The sequence below is a fragment of the Calidithermus terrae genome, from assembly GCF_003574345.1.
Taxonomy (GTDB): domain Bacteria; phylum Deinococcota; class Deinococci; order Deinococcales; family Thermaceae; genus Calidithermus; species Calidithermus chliarophilus.
On the sequence record NZ_QXDL01000015.1, the window covers coordinates 1 to 16,630 of the forward strand.

Sequence of the window (16,630 nt, forward strand, 5' to 3'; positions counted from 1 at the left end):
GCCGATCCCGCCCCGGCCCCCGCGCCGGCCCCTAAGGCCGAAGAGCCCGCCGTCAGGGGCGTGGAGGTCAAGGCCCCCATCGTGGGCACCTTCTACCGGGCCCCCTCGCCCGACGCCGAGCCCTTCGTCAAGGAGGGGGACACGGTCAAGAAGGGCCAGGTGCTGTGCATCATCGAGGCCATGAAGCTGATGAACGAGATCGAGTCGGAAGTCGCCGGGGTGGTGCGCAAGGTCCTGGTCAACAACGGCGAGCCGGTCGAGTACGGCCAGGTCCTCTTCATCATCGAGCCTGCATGAACGCACCGGGTCTGACGCCCGACCTCGAGCCCAGCCTCTCGCGCTCGAGGCTCGCGGCCTGACCTTCGACGGAGGAAGTCGTGTTCAACAAAATCCTCATCGCCAACCGAGGGGAGATCGCCCTGCGGGTGCTGCGGGCGGCACGGGAGATGGGCATCAAGGTGGTGGTCGCGCACTCCGAAGCCGACAGCCAGTCCCTGCCCGTCCTGCTCGCCGACGAGGCCATCTGCATCGGCGCCCCGCCCTCGGCGCAGAGCTACCTGAACATCCCCAACCTGCTGTCGGCCGCCATCATCAGCGGCGCCGACGCCATCCACCCGGGTTACGGCTTCCTGGCCGAAAACCCCCAGTTCGCCGAGATGTGCCGTGAGTACGGCATCGTCTTCATCGGGCCCACCCCAGAGAACATGTACAGCCTGGGCTCGAAGGCCGGCGGGCGCGAGATCGCGGCGAAGTCCAACGTGCCCACCGTGCCGGGGACGGGCGTCCTCGAGAGCGTCGAGGAGGCCGTCGCGGCGGCCGAGAAGATCGGCTACCCGGTGCTCCTGAAGGCCAGCGCGGGCGGCGGCGGGCGCGGCCAGAAGGTCGTGCGCTCCTCCGACGAGATGAGGACCGCCTTCGTGCAGGCCCAGCAGGAGGCCCAGAACTACTTCGGCGACCCCGCGCTCATCCTCGAGAAGTTCGTCGAGCTCTTCCGCCACGTCGAGGTGCAGGTGATGGGCGACGGCAAGGGCCACGTCATCCACATCGGCGAGCGCGACTGCTCGATCCAGCGGCGCAACCAGAAGCTCATCGAAGAAGCCCCCAGCCGCCTGCCCGAGGAGCTGCGCCAGGAGATCCTGGCCGCCGGCGTGCGCCTGGCGAAGTACGTCAACTACCAGGGGGCGGGGACCTTGGAGTTCATCGTCGATCCCGAGGGCAACTTCTACTTCATGGAGATGAACACCCGCATCCAGGTCGAGCACTGCGTCTCGGAGATGATCTCGGGCCTGGACTTCGTGAAGATGCAGATCCGCATCGCCGCGGGCGAACCCCTCGACCTCCAGCAGGAGGACGTCGAGCTCAACGGCCACGCCATCGAGTGCCGCATCAACGCCGAGGACTACGAGAAGGACTTCCGCCCCAGCATCGGCAAGGTCGAGACGCTGCACTTCCCCGGCGGCCCCGGCGTGCGCGTGGACTCCCACCTCTACGCCGGCTACAGCATCCCGCCCCACTACGACTCGCTCGTCGCCAAGCTCATCGTCCACGCCCCCACCCGCGAGGAGGCCATCGACCGCATGAAGCGGGCCCTGGGCGAGACCGTGATCGAAGGCCCCGGCGTCAAGACCACCGTGCCCTTCCACCTCAGGGTCATGGACAACGCCTTCTACCGCCGGGGGGCCATCTTCACCAACTTCGTCACCACCCGCATGAACGACTGAGCAAGGCGGCCAGCCACCCGCCGGCGAAAAGCAGGGGCCTGTGGGGAAGCCTTTAACCGCGAGCTACAGGCCACCGGCTCTCCTTTAGCCCTCGAGTATGCCCCTACCCGACCCTGAACCCTCCCCCTGGCAGACCCTCTCCTCCGAGCTGGTCTACGAGAACCGCTGGATCGCGGTGACCCACCGCCGCGTCATCAACCCCAGCGGGAACCCCGGCGTCTACGGGGTGGTGCACTTCAAGAACCGGGCCATCGGGGTGCTGCCGCTCGACGACGAAGGCAACACCTACCTGGTGGGCCAGTACCGCTACACCCTGCAGCGCTACTCCTGGGAGATCCCCGAGGGCGGCGGGCCCCTCGAGGAGGAGCCCCTCGAGGCCGCCAAGCGCGAGCTGCTCGAGGAGACCGGCCTGCGCGCCGACCGCTGGGAGCTGCTGCTGACGCTGCACCTCTCCAACTCCGTCACCGACGAGGTGGGCCTGATCTACCTGGCGCGGGGCCTGCACCAGGGCGAGGCCAGCCCCGAGGACACCGAAGACCTCCGGGTGCAGAAGGTGCCGCTCGAGGAGGTCTACCGCCGGGTGCTCGCGGGCGAGATCACCGACTCCCTCACCGTCGCCGCGGTGCTGCGGGCGAGGCTTTGGCTGCTCGAGCAGGGCCGGCCGTGAAGTCGGTGTGAAGATGCAATCGGCCCGGTGTTTACCCGTAAACTGGTGAGCGATGTTCTTCTTCTCGCTCCTCGCTACCGACCCCCTCGCGTATTTGGTGGCCTTCGCCGCCGCCGCCTTCGGCCTGGTCATGCACAACCTCTTCCAGGCCTGGCTGGCCGACCGCTACAAGGACGGAGGGCCCCGGCGCTTCGGCTTCCTCAGCGTCGAACCCCGCGTCCACCTCGACCTCATCGGCCTGGTCTTCCTGGCCCTCATCGGCTTCGGCTTCCCCCGCCCGGTGCCCTACCGCCTCTACGGCCGCAGGGACGCCCAGGTCGCGCTGATGGGGCCGCTGGGCTTCTTCGTCGCCGCACTTCTGTTCGGGCTGCTGGCCCGCCTGCTCCTCCTGGCCGGGAGCAGCATGGCGAGCATCGCGGGGGGCCTCGAGGTGGCCTCCGGCCTGATGCTCGTTCACGCCGCGATCTATCTCTTCCCCGTACCCCCCCTCGACGGGGCCAAGGTGGTCTACGCCCTGGGCGGCACCGAGGCCCGCCGCTTCATGGACCAGCTCTCCAGCTACGGCCCCATCGGCTTCTTCATCATCTTCCTGATCCTCAGCTACACCGGGATCACCTCGGCGGTGCGGGGGGTGCTGGGCACCTTCCTCGACAGCCTCTTCCGCCTGATCGGCCTTTAGCCATGCTGATCGAACTGCTGCGCGACGAGCCGCTCACCTTCTTGCTGGTGGCGGGCATCCTGCTGTTCTCGCTCGTTCTGCACGAGCTGGGGCACGCGGTGAGCGCCCTGTGGTCGGGCGACCCCACCGCCCGCCTGATGGGCCGCATCACCCTCAACCCCCTCAAGCACCTCGACCCCTGGGGGACCCTGCTGCTCCTGTTCGCGGGCTTCGGCTGGGCCAGGCCCGTGCCCATCGACCCGCGCAACTTCCGCAATTACCGCGTGGGCCTGTTCGTCGTCTCCGTCGCGGGGATCGTGGTCAACCTGGGCATCGCCCTGCTGTGCGTGCTGATGCTGCGCGGCCTCGACTCGCTGGGCCTCGCCGCCGCCTACCGCACCCTCACCGACGCCCTGCTCTACGCCGCCGCCATCAACATCACCCTGGCGGTCTTCAACCTCCTGCCCGTCCCCCCGCTCGACGGCTCCAAGATCGTGCAGAGCGTGCTCCCGTTGCGCTGGCACCCCTTCATCTGGCGCCTCGAGGCCAACCCCAACTACGCCGTCGTCATGCTTTTGCTCTTCCTCACCGTCCTGCGCGCCCCGGTGGGCCAGCTCATCCGCTGGGTGCAGAGCGAGTTTTTCAAGCTCACGCTAGGGTGAAGGAAGGCTCGTCGCCTGTAGCTCTTGGTTTACCCCTCCCCGCCGGCATCGAGGGCCAAGGCGTCTCGCGTCGTTCGTATTGCGTCTTGCGTACGGCGTAGGACGTACGACGTAGGACCGGCGTACGCCGCAAGACGCATAACCCCCCGCCCTCACTCCCCCAGCCACTCCCGCAACACCCGCAGGTTGTGCGCGTCCTCCTGCACGCTCCTCGGCGTCTCGAGGATCACCACCTTGCCCGAGAGGCGCGCGTCGGTGAGGAAGTCGGCCAGGGCGGGGCCGATGTGGCCCTCGAGCAGGTTGGCGTGCTGGTCCTTCTGGCTGGCGAAGTCGTGGCGGGAGTCGTTGAGGTGGATCAACGGCACGCGCCCCAGGCCGATCACCTCGTCCAGAGCGTCCAGGACGCCGCGGGGGTCCTCGTGGAGGCGGTAGCCGGCGGCGAAGGCGTGGCAGGTGTCGAAGCACACCTGCAAGGGGGTGCCCTCGACCAGGCGGGCCAAGTCGCGCAGGTCGCAGCCCAGGTGCTCCTTGCCCCCGGCGGTGTTCTCCAGCAGCAGCTTGGGGCCGTTGCTGCCCAGGGCCGCCAGCTCGCGGGCCTTGAGCGCGCCTTCGCGGGCGCGCTCGGGGTCGCTCGAGCCCGGGTGCACCACCACGTAGCCCACCCCCAGGGCCTGCGCCTTCATCAGGTCGTCGGCCAGGCTGAACACGCTCTTCTCCCACACGTCGCCCCTGGCCCCCAGGTCCACCAGGGGCGAGGCGTGGATGACGGCCGGGATGGCCCCTAGGTTTTCCCGCCGGGCGCGGAAGTCTTCGGTCTCGCCGGGGGAGAGGGGGCGGGTCTTCCAGGTGCGGGGGCTCTTGGCGTAGATCTGGAAGGCGCGCAGCCCCAGGAGCTCGGCCTCCCGCACCGCCCCCGCCCGGCCCTCCTTGCCCGCGATCGAAAGGTGGAGGCCGTAGCGGATCATCGCAAGACTTCGATGCGTACCGTGGCGCTCCCCGACATCCCGATGGCCCGGGCCGCGGCGTAGGAGAGGTCGATGACGTAGCCGCGGGTGTAGGGCCCGCGGTCGTTGATGCGCACGATCACGCTGCGCCCGTTGCGCAGGTTGGTCACCCGCACCTGCGTGCCGAAGGGCAGCGTGCGGTGGGCGGCGGTGAAGCCGTAGGTGTCGAAGCGCTCGCCGCTGGCGGTGCGCCGGCCCTGGAAGCCGGGGCCGTACCAGGCCGCGCGGCCCTGCTGGTAGAAGCGCCAGTCGCGGTTCGCGGCGGCCGGGCGGGCGGCGGGGGTTCCCGAGACCTGGAGCACCTGCCCCACCCTGATCACGTCGCCGCTCAGGCCGTTGAGGGCCTTGAGGGCCTCGACCGTGGTGCCGTAGCGGCGGGCGATGGAGTAGAGGGTGTCGCCCTTCTGCACGCGGTAGCCCTGGGCCAGCGCCAGGCTCAGGCACACCGCGAGGCCGACCAGCCAGCCGCGCTTCATAGGCTCGTGAACGCCTTGGGGCTGTGCGAGAGCACCTCATGGCCCGTCGGCGTGACCAGCACCAGGTCCTCGATGCGGCAGCCGCCGACCCCCGGCACGTACACCCCGGGCTCGACCGTCACCACCATGCCCGGCTCGAGCACGTGCTCGGAGAGGCGGCCGAGGCTGGGGCCCTCGTGGATCGCCAGCCCCACCCCGTGCCCCAGGCCGTGGGCGAAGTACTCGCCGTAGCCCCGCCCGGCCAGCACCTGCCGGGCCACACCGTCAACCTCCTTGCCCAGCTTGCCGGGGCGCACGGCCTCGAGCGCGCGCTGCTGGGCTTCGAGCACCGCGTCGTAGATGGCCCGCAGCTCCCGCGAGACCTCCCCGAGGGCCACGGTGCGGGTCATGTCCGAGCGGTAGCCCTCCACCACCGCGCCGAAGTCGAGGGTGACCAGCTCGCCCGGCAGCAGCTTCTTGGCGCTCGCGGCCCCGTGGGGCATGGCGCTGCGCTCGCCCGAGGCCACGATGATCTCGAAGGCGATGCCCTCCGAGCCGCGCTTGCGCAGGTAGAACTCCAGCTCCAGCGCGATGTCGAGCTCGCTCGAGCCCGGCCGCAGGAAGGGCAGGATGTGCCCAAAGCCCTCGTCGGCGAGCTTGGCGGCGGCCCGGATGTGCCGGATCTCCTCGGGGCTCTTGACCAGGCGAAGCTTCTCCACGAGGTCGTGGGTGGGCACCCACTCCGCGGGGACCTGCTCGCGCAGGGCCTCGAGCCGCCCGAAGGCGAGGTGGTTGGCCTCGAAGCCCACCCGGCCCTTGAGCAGTTCGGCCGTGACCTCGGCGGCCTTCTCCCGCGGCACGATGCGGTGCGGGATGCGCGACTCCTGCTCGGCCTGCACGGTGTAGCGCGGGTCGGTGACGAGCACCATGCCCTCGCGGTGGACGACGACCCAGCCGTCTTTGGGGCTGGTAAAGCCGGAGAGGTAGCGGACGTTCTCCGGCTGGGTGACCATCAGGGCGTCCAGACCGGCGTCCTCGAGCACTTTACTCAGGGGATGCACCGCAAAAGTCTAACACGCAAAAGCAGGGAAATCACTCACGAGCAGGAAGTATCGTGAAAATAAGTACATACCTGTCGGATGTCGCCGGGAGCAGGGCTGTACGCCCTACGTTATACGCCGTGTGCCCTGTCCGGCCCCGTTGCGGGGCGCAGCCGTGGGCTACCCGCGCCCGCCCCCGTCGGGGCGGGCGCGGCGGGCGCGGTGGAGGGCCTTCTCCTCGTACATGCGCTCGTCGGCTAAGCGCACGAGCTCCTGCGGGTCGGCGGTGTCGGCGGGGTAGGCCGCGAGGCCGGCGCTCACGTCGGCGTCGGGGAAGCCGCCGGACCGCAGCACCGCGATGGCCTGGTCCACGCGCGCCCGGATGGCGGCAAGGGTGCTCTGGCCCGAGGGGGTGTGCTCGAGGATCGCCGCGTACTCGTCGCCGCCGAGGCGGTAGATGCGGTCCTCGCGGCGCAGGGTCGAGTGCAGGGCGCGCGCGAAGCCCCGCAGCAGCGCGTCGCCCCGCTCGTGGCCCTGGGTGTCGTTGACCTGCTTGAGCCCGTCGAGGTCGAGCATCAGCAGGCTCACCGGGTAGCCGTGGCGGCGGGCGCTGTTGAGCGCGGCGTCGAGGTCGCGGTCGAAGGCCCGGCGGTTGCCCAGCCCGGTGAGGGCGTCGGTGAAGGCGGCGGCCTCCACCGCGCGCAGGTAGTCGCGGTGCTCCTGCGCGGTGCGCACGCTGCGGGCGGCGGCCTCGAAGAGGCTGCGGTCCTTCTGGGTCCAGGGGCGGTCGGGGCCGAACTTGGCCGCGAAGATCGCCATGCCCCGCTCGCCGAGCGTCAGGGGGATGATCGCCACCGTCTGCACGCCCACCTCGAGCAAGGCCGCCATCGCCCGGGGGTGGCCGGGGTAGTCGTCGATGTAGACCGGGTTGCCGGCCTCGATGGCCTCCCACACCGGGCTGATCTCCTTGTGCATGTCGGCGGTGGGGATGGACATGGGGCTGTCCCAGACCTTGCGCAACCCCACCGAGTTGCCGCGCACCACGGCCAGCCCGATCCAGTCCACGTCGGCCACGTTGGCGATGGTGCGGATGACCTCGGCGGCCACCTCCTCGACCTCCAGCGCCGTCTCGGTCAGGCGCGAGATCTGCAGCAGCACCTCGGAGTACTGCGCCGCCTCGCGCAATTGCCGCGCCCGGGTGACCCGCTGGGCCGAGATCGAGAGCGCGTCGGCGGTGACCTCGAGCAGCCCCTGTTCCTCCAGGCGCCAGGGGCGGGGCGTGCCCAGGCGGAAGGCCCCCAGCAGCCCGAACTCCTGCTCCGGCTGCCCGAAGGGGACCCAGGCCACCGAGGCCACCCCGGCGGCCAGGTGGGCGGGGTACGTCCGGGTCAGGCCGCGGTAGTCGTCGATGAATTGGGGCTGGGCCTGGGCGAGCTCGAGCGTGAGGGCGTCGTCCTGGCCCAGCAGGGCCGAGCGCTCGGTGAACGAGCGCAGCAGCTCAGGGGCGTAGCCGTCGAAGGCGACGGGCTGGAAGCCCTCCTTGGGGTTCCCCAGCAGCACCGTGATCCAGTCGGCGCCCACCAGCGGCCGCAGCCGGCGCACCACCTCCCCGGCCAAAGGCTGCAGGTCCTCGTAGCGCTCGAGCGCCCCCGTGAGCGCCGCGAGGTAGGCGCTCTCGCGCAGGCTGGCCTCGAGGGTGGTTCGCTGGGCCGCAAGCCGCTCCGTTTCGGCCTGGAGCGCCTTCACCTCCTGCCGGGCCCGGTGCAGGGGCGTCTGGTCGCGCAAGCAGGCGAGGTAAAGGGTCCGCCCGTCCTTGGGGTAAGTCCGCAGGGAGAGCTCGAGCAGGTGAAGCTGCCCGTCGGCGCCGCGCGCCTCGACGACCTGCCCGCCCTCCCACTCCGGGGCCGCCGCGGGGAGCTCTTCCTCCGGCAGGCTCACCCCCAGGAGCTCGCCCAGCGGCCGGCCCAGGGCTTCGGCCGGGCTGTAGCCAAGGGCCCGTTCGGCCGCCGGGTTCCACGCCAGCACCCGGCTGTGCTCATCCAGCATCGCCATCGGCTCGAGCACGGCCGCCAGCAACTCGGCCTCGGGGAGCTTTGAACGAACGTCCGACACGGTATTCTTCGCCTCCAGGTAGCCCTTCAGTAGGTTCGAAGTTTACACCATAGCCGGGGGAAGGGAAAGGGAAAAAAACCCTCCCCGAGCGACGGGGAGGGCTGCTCATCGCCCGGTGTCAGGCCTTGGCGATCCCGAACCGCACCCGGCCCTCCTCGTCCTCGAGGCCGGTCTCGAAGCCGCTCAAGGGCTCCTCGCCCAGGCCCAGCGCCAGGGTCTCCTCCTGCAGCCGGCCGCCGAAGCGGCGCAGCGCCTCGGCGTACTTGCCCTCGGCCTGGTAGGTCAGGCGGATGCGGTCGGAGACCTGTAGCCCCATGTCCTTGCGGGCCTGCTGCACCAGGCGCACCAGCTCGCGCGCGAGGCCCTCGAGGAAGAGCTCCTCGTCCACGCGCACCTCCAGCGCCGCCACGTAGCCCCGCTCCTCCAGCGCCTCGTAGCCGGCAGGGGAGAGGGCCTCGAGCAGCAGCTCGTCGGGGGTGAGCGCCAGCGTCTCGCCCCCGACCTCCAGGTGCAGCGCGCGCCCGGCCTTCACGGTCTGGGCCACGTACTTCCCGTCGAGCTCGGCCAGCAGCGCCCGGATGGCGGGCACCTTCTTGCCGTACTTCTTGCCCAGCACCGGCAGGTTGGGCAGCACCCGGTAGGAGAGCACCTCCTCCTCGGGGCCCAGCACCCGCAGCTCCTTGACGTTGAGCTCGTCGGCGATCTCCTCGGCGAAGTGCTGCAGCCCGGCCCGCTCCGCGGCGGTGGGGGCCGTCACCAGCATCAAAGGCAGCGGGATGCGGGTCTTGACCCCGCTCCTGGCGCGGGCCGCGCGGGCCAGCCGCACCACCTCGAGCGCCGCGTGCATGGCCTCGAGCAGCCCCCGGTCCATGGACTCAGGCTGCGGCCACTGCGACAGGTGCACCGACTCCGGCGCCCCCTCGTCCACCGAGCGCACCAGGTTCTGCCACAGCGCCTCGGCCACGAAGGGGGTGAAGGGGGCGCAGAGCTGGCTCACGGCCACCAAGGCCTCCCACAGCGTGGCGTAGGCGGCCTCACGGTCGGCGGCGTCCTCGTTCTTCCAGAAGCGGCGGCGGTTGCGGCGCACGTACCAGTTGGACAGCTCCTCCACGAACTCCTCCAGCGCCTTCGCCCCGCCCCGCGCGTCGTAGCGCTCGAGGGCCTCGCTCACCTCCTGCACGAGCTGCTGGGTGCGGCTGTGCAGCCAGCGGTCGATCTCGGGGCGTTGCCCCACGGGGGGCCGCTGTTTGAGGTCGGGCCGGTCGAGGTTGGCGTAGAGCACGAAGAAGGAGTAGACGTTCCACAGCGTGCCCAGGAAGCCGCGCATGGCCTCGGCCACCAGCCGCTCGCTGAAGCGCTTGGTGTCGCCGGGCTCGCTGGCGGTGAACATGTACCAGCGCACCGCGTCGGCGCCGTACTTGTCGAAGGCGGGCAGCGGCTCGACCACGTTGCCCTTGCTCTTCGACATCTTCTGGCCCTTCTCATCGACGAGGTGCCCCAAGCAGATGACGTTCTTGAAGGCGGGCCGGTCGTAGAGCAGCGTGGCGATGGCGTGCAGCGAGTAGAACCAGCCGCGGGTCTGGTCGATGGCCTCGCTGATGAAGTCGGCGTTGAAGTGCCGCTCGAAGCGCTCGCGGTTGGCCTCGGTGCCGGGCAGCGCCTCGCCGTCGTCGCCGAGCATCAGGTGCCACTGCGCGTAGGGCATGGCCCCGGAGTCGAACCACACGTCGAGCACCTCGCTCACCCGGCGGAAGGTCTTGCCGTCCTTGACGAAGGTGACGTCATCGACGTAGGGCCGGTGCAGGTCGAGGCCCGAGAGGTCGCGGCCGGTGAGGCGCTCGAGCTCGGCCACGCTGCCCACGCAGACCTTCTCCGAGCCGTCCTCCGCCACCCAGAACGGCAGCGGCGTGCCCCAGTAGCGCTCGCGGCTGATGGCCCAGTCCACGTTGTCCTTGAGCCAATTGCCGAAGCGCCCGTACTTGATGTGCTCGGGCACCCAGTTGATCTCCTCGTTGCGGGCGTAAAGCTGCTCGCGGAAGAGCGAGGTCTTGATGTACCAGCTCGGCTTGGCGAAGTAGAGGATGGGGTCGCCGGTGCGGTCGTGGAAGGGGTAGCGGTGGCGGATGGTGCCCGCGTGGTACATCACCCCGCGCTCCTTCATCGCGCGGATGAGCCCCTTGTCGGCGTCCTTGAAGAACTTGCCGCGCTCGTCGGTCACCTGCATGACCCCGTACTCGTTGGTGCCGAAGAGCAGCGGGGTGCCGTACTCGCGGGAGAGCTCGAGGTCCTCCGCGCCGTAGACCGGGGCCTCGTGGGCCACGCCCGAGCCGTCCTCCGCGCTCACGAAGTCGGCCAAGGCCACGAAGTGCATGACCGGCTTGCCGTCGGGCCGCCGCTCGCCCTGCTCCTTCACCACGCCCAGCTCCACGCAGACCTCGGGGAAGGGCGGGGTGTACTCCCACCACTCCAGCTCGGCGCCCCTGAGGCGCGCGAGGACCTCGAGCTCCTCCTTGTGCAGCTCCTTCAGCCGCTCGACCGCGTCCGTCGCGAAGATCAGGTGCCCCGCCGAGGGCGAGCGCACCAGCGCGTAGTCCATCTCGGGGTTCACCGCCGCCATCGTGTTGGAGGGCAGGGTCCAGGGCGTGGTGGTCCAGACCAGGATGGCGAGGCCGTGCAGCTCCTCGAGCCGCACCCCCTGGGCATCCAGCGCCCGGCGTACCGCGTCCGGCGTGGTCTCGAGCTTCAACGGGAAGCGCACGTACACGCTGGGGTCGTCCACCTCGCGGTAGCCCTCGGCGATCTCGTTCTGCGAGAGGGTGGTGGAGATGCGCGGGGAAAGGGGCACCACCTTGTAGTCCTGGGTGATGAGGCCCTTGTCCCACAGGCGCTTGAGCAGGTTCCACACCGACTCGATGTACTCGTTGGTGTAGGTGACGTAGGCGCTGTCGAGGTCCACCCAGTAGCCCAGCCGCTCGGTGAAGTAGTTCCAGTCCTGGATGTTCTCGAAGACGTACTTCTTGCACGTGGCGTTGAACTCGGCGATCTCCTCGCGCGAGAGCGCCTTGCGCCCCAGCACCCCCAGCCGCTTCTCCACCGCGATCTCGACCGGCAGGCCGTGGGTGTCCCAGCCGCCCTTGCGGGTGACGTGGAAGCCCTGCATGGTCTTGTAGCGGGGGAACAGGTCCTTGAAGCTGCGCGCGAGCACGTGGTGCATGGCCGGCTGCCCGTTGGCGGTGGGCGGCCCCTCGTAGAACACGAACTCGCCCTTGGGCGCGGGCTTGCTCTCGGACTTCTCGAAGACCGACTCGCGCTTCCAGAACTCCAGGACCTCGGCCTCGAGGCGGGGGAAGTTGGGCTCGCCCACCTCACGGAACAGCTTTTTCTCCTCTACCATCGCGATCTGGTCTCCTTCTGGCCGCCCCAAAAGCAACGCCCGCACCCGGGCCGCTTCGGAAACAGCTCAGGTGCGGACGAAAGTCGCCTCTCTGGCTTCTCTCGCGGTACCACCGCACTTCCTGAATGACGCGGATAGCTGATAGCCCATGGCCCTAGCTTTTCGGCTACCGGCTACTCGCCTTCACCCAGGCACTCTTGCGCGCTGTCTCGGGCGCACCCGCGGGGTCTACTGGGATGGCTCAAGCATCGATTAAGGCCCGAACCTTCCGTTCTTCCCGGCGGCGGCGGGGTGATTTTCAGCGGCGAAGTTGCCGTCGGGCTCGCACTATCCCCGGCTCGCTGCGTGGGCATCGGCGCTTACTCGTCCCCGCCCTTGCTTTACAACCCCGGCAGCATGACCTATACTCCTATGCGGCTGCCATAGGGTAAAGCTTATGCTAGCTACCCCCAAACAGGATGTCAAACGCTAAAACCTTGCAGCGGCGCTGTGCTGGGGGTTAGACTTGGGCCTAAGCCCAAAGCGTCGACAACCTGAGGGAGTGTGCCGTATATGGAACTGTACCTGGATACTGCCGTGATCGAAGAAATCAAGGAAGTGGCCTCCTGGGGGGTGCTCTCCGGCGTCACCACCAACCCCAGCCTGATCCTCAAGTCGGGCCGCCCCTTCGAACCTACCATCAAAGAGATCTGCGAAGCGGTCCAGGGACCCGTCTCGGCCGAGGTCACCAGCCTGGCCCACCCCGAGATGATCGCCGAGGGCCGCCGCCTGGCCAAGATCGACGACCACGTCGTCGTCAAGCTGCCCACCACCGTCGAGGGGCTCAAGGCCTGCAAGGTGCTCAGCTCCGAGGGCGTCCGCGTCAACATGACCCTCATCTTCTCGGCCAACCAGGCCCTGCTGGCCGCCCGGGCCGGGGCCTGGTGCGTCTCGCCCTTCCTGGGCCGCGTCGATGACATCTCCTGGGAGGGCATGGACCTCGTGCGCGAGATCGCCGACCTCTTCGCCGTGCAGAACCTCCCCACCAAGGTCCTCGCCGCCTCCATCCGCCACCCCCGCCACGTCACCGACGCCGCGCTGGCCGGCGCCGACATCGCCACCATGCCGCAGAGCGTGTTCAAGATGCTCATCCAGCACCCCCTGACCGACATCGGTCTGAAGAAGTTCATGGACGACTGGGCCAAGGTGAACCCCTAATGAGAAAAAAGAGCACCGCCGCCGAAACGCCGCTGGGTTTTCAGGAACTCTCGGCCAAGATTCTGCCCGAGCTGCACCTGCTGGCGGCCAAGGCGGGGATTGAAGACTACAAGAAGATGCGCAAGGACGAGCTGGTCATGGCCCTGCTGGGCCAGGAGGCCACCGACGAGGGCTTAAACCTCGCCAAGGGCTACCTCGAGATCAGCTCCGACGGCTACGGCTTCTTGCAGGAGAACCTCTACGCCCTCGAGTCCCGCTCGGTCATCGTCTCGGCGGGCCTCATCAAGCAGTACCAGCTCCGCACCGGCGATTACGTCGTGGGCAAGGCCCGGCCGCCCCGTGAGAACGAGCGCTACGGCACGCTCATGAAGGTCGAGGCGGTCAACAACCTCGACCCCGAAGCCGCCGCCAAGCGCCCAAAGTTCGACGACCTCATCCCGCAGTTCCCCGACCGCCAGATCACCCTCGAGACCACCGGCGAGGAGTCCTCCAACCGCGTCATCGACCTGCTGGCCCCCATCGGCCGCGGGCAGCGCGGCCTGATCGTCGCCCCGCCCAAGGCCGGCAAGACCACCCTGCTCAAGAAGGTCGCCCGGGCCGTGCTGCGCAACGAGCCCGACATCAAGGTCATCGTCCTGCTCATCGACGAGCGCCCCGAGGAGGTCACCGACTTCCGCGAGTCGGTCGATGGCGCCGAGGTCATCGCCTCGACCTTCGACGAGCCCCCCCAAAACCACATCCGCGTGGCCGAGTTCATTCACGAACGCAGCCGCCGCATCGTCGAGGAGGGCGGCCACGTGCTGATCCTGCTCGACTCCATCACCCGCCTAGCGCGGGCCAACAACCTGGTTACGCCGCCGACGGGCCGAACCCTGTCGGGCGGCCTGGACTCGGCAGCCCTGCACTTCCCCAAGCGTTTCCTGGGGGCTGCCCGCAACATCCGGGGCGGCGGATCCTTGACGATCCTGGCCACCGCCCTCGTCGAGACCGGCAGCCGCATGGACGACGTGATCTTCGAGGAGTTCAAGGGCACCGGCAACATGGAGCTCCACCTCTCGCGCCGCCTGGAAGAGCGGCGGATTTTCCCCGCGATCGACATCCTCAAGTCCGGCACCCGTCGCGAGGAACTGCTGTTGGGCGAAGAGGTCATCCACAAGATGTGGCTGCTTCGCAAGGTATTGGCCGACATGGACCCCGCCGAAGCCATGGAAATGCTGTTGGCGAGGCTCTCCCGTACCAAGACCAACAAAGAGTTCCTTGCAACTCTGGCGGCGAAGTAGTTATAATCCCGCGAGAGTTTCAGGCGGCGTTTCATCGCCGAGGAGGAATCGCTCTTGGAAGCGTTGCTCAAAGCTGTTGTCGCTGGCGCTGCCCTGCACTCGCCCCTCGCGACGCTCGTCCAAAACGACGGAACCGAAGTGGTGCTCGAGCCCCCCGCCAACAAAGGCTGGGTGCTCTACACCGTGCAAAGCGGCGACACCCTGATCGGCATCGCCGGCCGCTACCGGGTTGACCCCAAGGCCATCATGTACTCCAGCGGCCTCGAGGGCATCAAGCTCAAGCCGGGCCAGCAGCTGCGCATCCCCCTCACCGCCGGCCGTTCCGACCGTGAGCCCCGGGTGCCGCCGGGCGTCGAGCCCTACACCGTCCGCAGCCGCGACACCCTCAAGGGGATCGCGGCGCGTTTCGGCGTGAGCGAGCTCGAGCTCATCACCGCCAACCCCTGGATCCCCAGCCTCGACCGCCTCACCGAGGGCGCCGTCCTCCACATCCCCACCGGGCAGAAGGGCCTGCTGGTGCGGCTGAGCAAGGGCCAGACCCTCCTCGACCTCTCCGGCCGCTTCGGCGTCTCGCTGCTCAAGCTCGCCAAGGTCAACGGCATCGACAACCCCGCCGAGGTCGCCGAGGGCGACCTGATCCTCATCCCCGGCATCCTCGCCCGCACCACCTACGACAACCTGCTCGCCAAGCGCGAGGCCGAGCGGCAGGCCCGCCTCGAGGCCGAACGCAAGGCCCGCGAGGAGGCCGCCCGCCTCGCCGAGCAGCGCCGCCGCGAGGAGGCCGCCCGCCGGGAGGCCGAGGCCAAGCGCCAGGCCCGCCTCGCCGCCCAGCGCCAGGCACAGGCCCAGACCCAGGCCCGGCGGCAGGCCGCCCAGCCCGCCACCGTGCGCCGCTCCAACTTCGTGAGCGAGGGCGGCTACACCTACCCGGTCAAGAGCTACGTCATCACCACTTACTTCGGCCGCCGGGGCGCCTACCAGCGCTACCACACCGGCGTGGACTTCGCCGCCCCCCACGGCACCCCCATCTACGCCGCCCGCAGCGGCCAGGTGCAGGTGGCCGGCTGGAGCACCTGGGGCTACGGCTACCACGTGGTCATCGACCACGGCGGCGGCGTGGACACCCTCTACGGCCACATGTCCCGCTTCGTGGTGAGCGCGGGCGAGTGGGTCGAGCGCGGCCAGCTCATCGGCTACGTCGGCTCGACCGGCTGGTCCACCGGCCCCCACCTCCACTTCGAGGTCCGCGTGGGCGGCTCGCCCCGCAACCCCCTGGCGTACCTGCCCTGATTCCCTGATCCCTGCTCTGCCCATACGTTCACCCAGGCCGATTGGTCTGGGTTTTTTCGGGCCCCATTGGCGCTTTTACCGGGCCAAAGCGGGGGCTAGACTCGTCTTGCTATGCAGATCGGAACCCTTCGCGTCAAGACCGGTTTCGCCGAGATGTTCAAGGGTGGCGTGATCATGGACGTCACCAACGCCCAGCAGGCCGAGATCGCCGAGGAGGCCGGCGCCTGCGCGGTGATGGCCCTCGAGCGCGTCCCCGCCGACATCCGCGCCCAGGGCGGCGTGGCCCGCATGTCCGACCCCAAGGTCATCAAGGAGATCATGGGCGCGGTCTCGATCCCGGTGATGGCCAAGGTGCGCATCGGGCACTTCGTGGAGGCGCAGATCCTCGAGGCCTTGGGCGTGGACTTCATCGACGAGTCCGAGGTGCTCACCCCCGCCGACGAGTCCTTCCACATCGACAAGCACGCCTTCAAGGTGCCCTTCGTGTGCGGCGCGACCAACATCGGCGAGGCGTTGCGCCGCATCGGGGAAGGGGCCGCCATGATCCGCACCAAGGGCGAGGCCGGCACCGGCAACGTGGTCGAGGCCGTGCGCCACGCCCGCAGCGTGCTCGGCAGCATCCGCCGCATCCAGGCCATGCCCGTCGAGGAACTCATGACCTTCGCCAAGGAGAACGGCGCCCCCTACGAGCTCGTGCGCTGGGTCCACGACAACGGCCGCCTCCCGGTGGTCAACTTCGCCGCCGGCGGCGTAGCCACCCCCGCCGACGCCGCTCTGATGATGCAGCTCGGCATGGACGGGGTGTTCGTGGGCAGCGGCATCTTCAAGTCGGGCGACCCCAAGAAGCGCGCCCGCGCCATCGTGCGCGCCGTGACCCACTACAACGACCCCGCCGTCCTCGCCGAGGTTTCCGAGGACCTGGGCGAGGCCATGGTGGGCATCAACCTCGACGAGCTGCACGAGGAAGAGAAGCTCGCCAAGCGCGGGTGGTAGGTGCTTAGCGCGGGTCGTACGCCGTACGCCGTACGCCGATAGCTAAACGCTGATAGCCGATAGCCGAACGCTAAACTTTCTCCGCCCCCTTAACAAGGGGGACCAGGGGGATAACCCCTCCCCGCGCGCAGGGAGGGGTTCCTTTCCACCACGAGCC

14 protein-coding genes are annotated in these 16,630 nt (G+C 69.1%); 9 read left to right on the plus strand and 5 right to left on the minus strand.

Annotated elements, in window-relative coordinates:
• The 5 genes from accB to Mterra_RS03210 all read left to right on the plus strand — a co-directional run.
• On the plus strand, positions 1 to 297 hold a 297-nt coding region (gene accB, locus Mterra_RS03190; protein ID WP_119313850.1), incomplete at its 5' end, for an acetyl-CoA carboxylase biotin carboxyl carrier protein.
• Between the two features lie 80 nt (positions 298 to 377).
• Positions 378 to 1,721, plus strand: coding sequence for an acetyl-CoA carboxylase biotin carboxylase subunit (gene accC / locus Mterra_RS03195; protein ID WP_119313851.1), 1,344 nt, complete (start codon positions 378 to 380; stop codon positions 1,719 to 1,721).
• A 97-nt stretch (positions 1,722 to 1,818) separates the two neighbouring features.
• Complete coding sequence (locus Mterra_RS03200) at positions 1,819 to 2,388, plus strand: NUDIX domain-containing protein (RefSeq protein ID WP_119313852.1); 570 nt, start codon at positions 1,819 to 1,821, stop codon at positions 2,386 to 2,388.
• 52 nt (positions 2,389 to 2,440) lie between these two features.
• On the plus strand, positions 2,441 to 3,067 hold the full coding sequence (locus Mterra_RS03205) for a zinc metalloprotease (RefSeq protein WP_119313853.1): 627 nt from the start codon (positions 2,441 to 2,443) through the stop codon (positions 3,065 to 3,067).
• Between the two features lie 5 nt (positions 3,068 to 3,072).
• Complete coding sequence (locus Mterra_RS03210; RefSeq protein ID WP_170159537.1) at positions 3,073 to 3,708, plus strand: site-2 protease family protein; 636 nt, start codon at positions 3,073 to 3,075, stop codon at positions 3,706 to 3,708.
• Positions 3,709 to 3,860: 152 nt separating this feature from the next.
• Here Mterra_RS03210 and Mterra_RS03215 read toward each other — a convergent pair whose 3' ends face one another.
• The 5 genes from Mterra_RS03215 to ileS all read right to left on the minus strand — a co-directional run bounded on the left by Mterra_RS03215 (position 3,861) and on the right by ileS (position 11,695).
• Positions 3,861 to 4,673: a deoxyribonuclease IV gene (locus tag Mterra_RS03215; RefSeq protein ID WP_119313855.1), complete on the minus strand. Its 813-nt coding sequence runs from the start codon at positions 4,671 to 4,673 to the stop codon at positions 3,861 to 3,863.
• Positions 4,670 to 5,188, minus strand: a complete 519-nt coding sequence (locus Mterra_RS03220) for a septal ring lytic transglycosylase RlpA family protein (RefSeq protein ID WP_119313856.1) — start codon at positions 5,186 to 5,188, stop codon at positions 4,670 to 4,672. The genes Mterra_RS03215 and Mterra_RS03220 overlap by 4 nt, the downstream gene beginning before the upstream one ends.
• A complete protein-coding gene (locus tag Mterra_RS03225) occupies positions 5,185 to 6,228 on the minus strand; it encodes a M24 family metallopeptidase (RefSeq protein ID WP_119313857.1) in 1,044 nt (347 codons plus the stop codon). The genes Mterra_RS03220 and Mterra_RS03225 overlap by 4 nt, the downstream gene beginning before the upstream one ends.
• Positions 6,229 to 6,387: 159 nt before the next feature.
• Positions 6,388 to 8,319: a diguanylate cyclase domain-containing protein gene (locus Mterra_RS03230; RefSeq protein WP_119313858.1), complete on the minus strand. Its 1,932-nt coding sequence runs from the start codon at positions 8,317 to 8,319 to the stop codon at positions 6,388 to 6,390.
• A 118-nt stretch (positions 8,320 to 8,437) separates the two neighbouring features.
• Positions 8,438 to 11,695: an isoleucine--tRNA ligase gene (gene ileS, locus Mterra_RS03235; protein WP_218022865.1), complete on the minus strand. Its 3,258-nt coding sequence runs from the start codon at positions 11,693 to 11,695 to the stop codon at positions 8,438 to 8,440.
• Between the two features lie 570 nt (positions 11,696 to 12,265).
• Between ileS and fsa the strand changes: the two genes are divergently transcribed.
• The 4 genes from fsa (at position 12,266) to pdxS (ending at position 16,473) form a co-directional block, all read left to right on the plus strand.
• Positions 12,266 to 12,910 (plus strand): fructose-6-phosphate aldolase, encoded by a 645-nt coding sequence (fsa, locus tag Mterra_RS03240; RefSeq protein WP_119313860.1) that lies wholly within the window; start codon positions 12,266 to 12,268, stop codon positions 12,908 to 12,910.
• Positions 12,910 to 14,190 carry a transcription termination factor Rho gene (gene rho / locus Mterra_RS03245; protein ID WP_119313861.1) on the plus strand — a complete coding sequence of 427 codons (1,281 nt, stop codon included), beginning with the start codon at positions 12,910 to 12,912 and terminating at the stop codon, positions 14,188 to 14,190. Before fsa ends, rho begins: the two co-directional genes overlap by 1 nt.
• A 54-nt stretch (positions 14,191 to 14,244) precedes the next feature.
• Positions 14,245 to 15,480: a peptidoglycan DD-metalloendopeptidase family protein gene (locus Mterra_RS03250; protein ID WP_245971503.1), complete on the plus strand. Its 1,236-nt coding sequence runs from the start codon at positions 14,245 to 14,247 to the stop codon at positions 15,478 to 15,480.
• Between the two features lie 111 nt (positions 15,481 to 15,591).
• The gene (gene pdxS / locus Mterra_RS03255) at positions 15,592 to 16,473 is read left to right on the plus strand and encodes a pyridoxal 5'-phosphate synthase lyase subunit PdxS (protein ID WP_119313863.1); all 882 of its coding nucleotides are present in this window, start codon (positions 15,592 to 15,594) and stop codon (positions 16,471 to 16,473) included.
• The last annotated feature ends 157 nt before the right edge of the window (positions 16,474 to 16,630 follow it).

Bases quoted from the DNA above. Each gene is read 5' to 3' on its own strand.
- rho (WP_119313861.1), top strand. From the start codon at position 12,910: ATGAGAAAAAAGAGCACCGCCGCCGAAACGCCGCTGGGTTTTCAGGAA.
- Mterra_RS03205 (WP_119313853.1), top strand. From the start codon at position 2,441: ATGTTCTTCTTCTCGCTCCTCGCTACCGACCCCCTCGCGTATTTGGTG.
- Mterra_RS03200 (WP_119313852.1), top strand. From the start codon at position 1,819: ATGCCCCTACCCGACCCTGAACCCTCCCCCTGGCAGACCCTCTCCTCC.
- pdxS (WP_119313863.1), top strand. From the start codon at position 15,592: ATGCAGATCGGAACCCTTCGCGTCAAGACCGGTTTCGCCGAGATGTTC.
- Mterra_RS03220 (WP_119313856.1), bottom strand. From the start codon at position 5,188: ATGAAGCGCGGCTGGCTGGTCGGCCTCGCGGTGTGCCTGAGCCTGGCG.
- Mterra_RS03215 (WP_119313855.1), bottom strand. From the start codon at position 4,673: ATGATCCGCTACGGCCTCCACCTTTCGATCGCGGGCAAGGAGGGCCGG.
- fsa (WP_119313860.1), top strand. From the start codon at position 12,266: ATGGAACTGTACCTGGATACTGCCGTGATCGAAGAAATCAAGGAAGTG.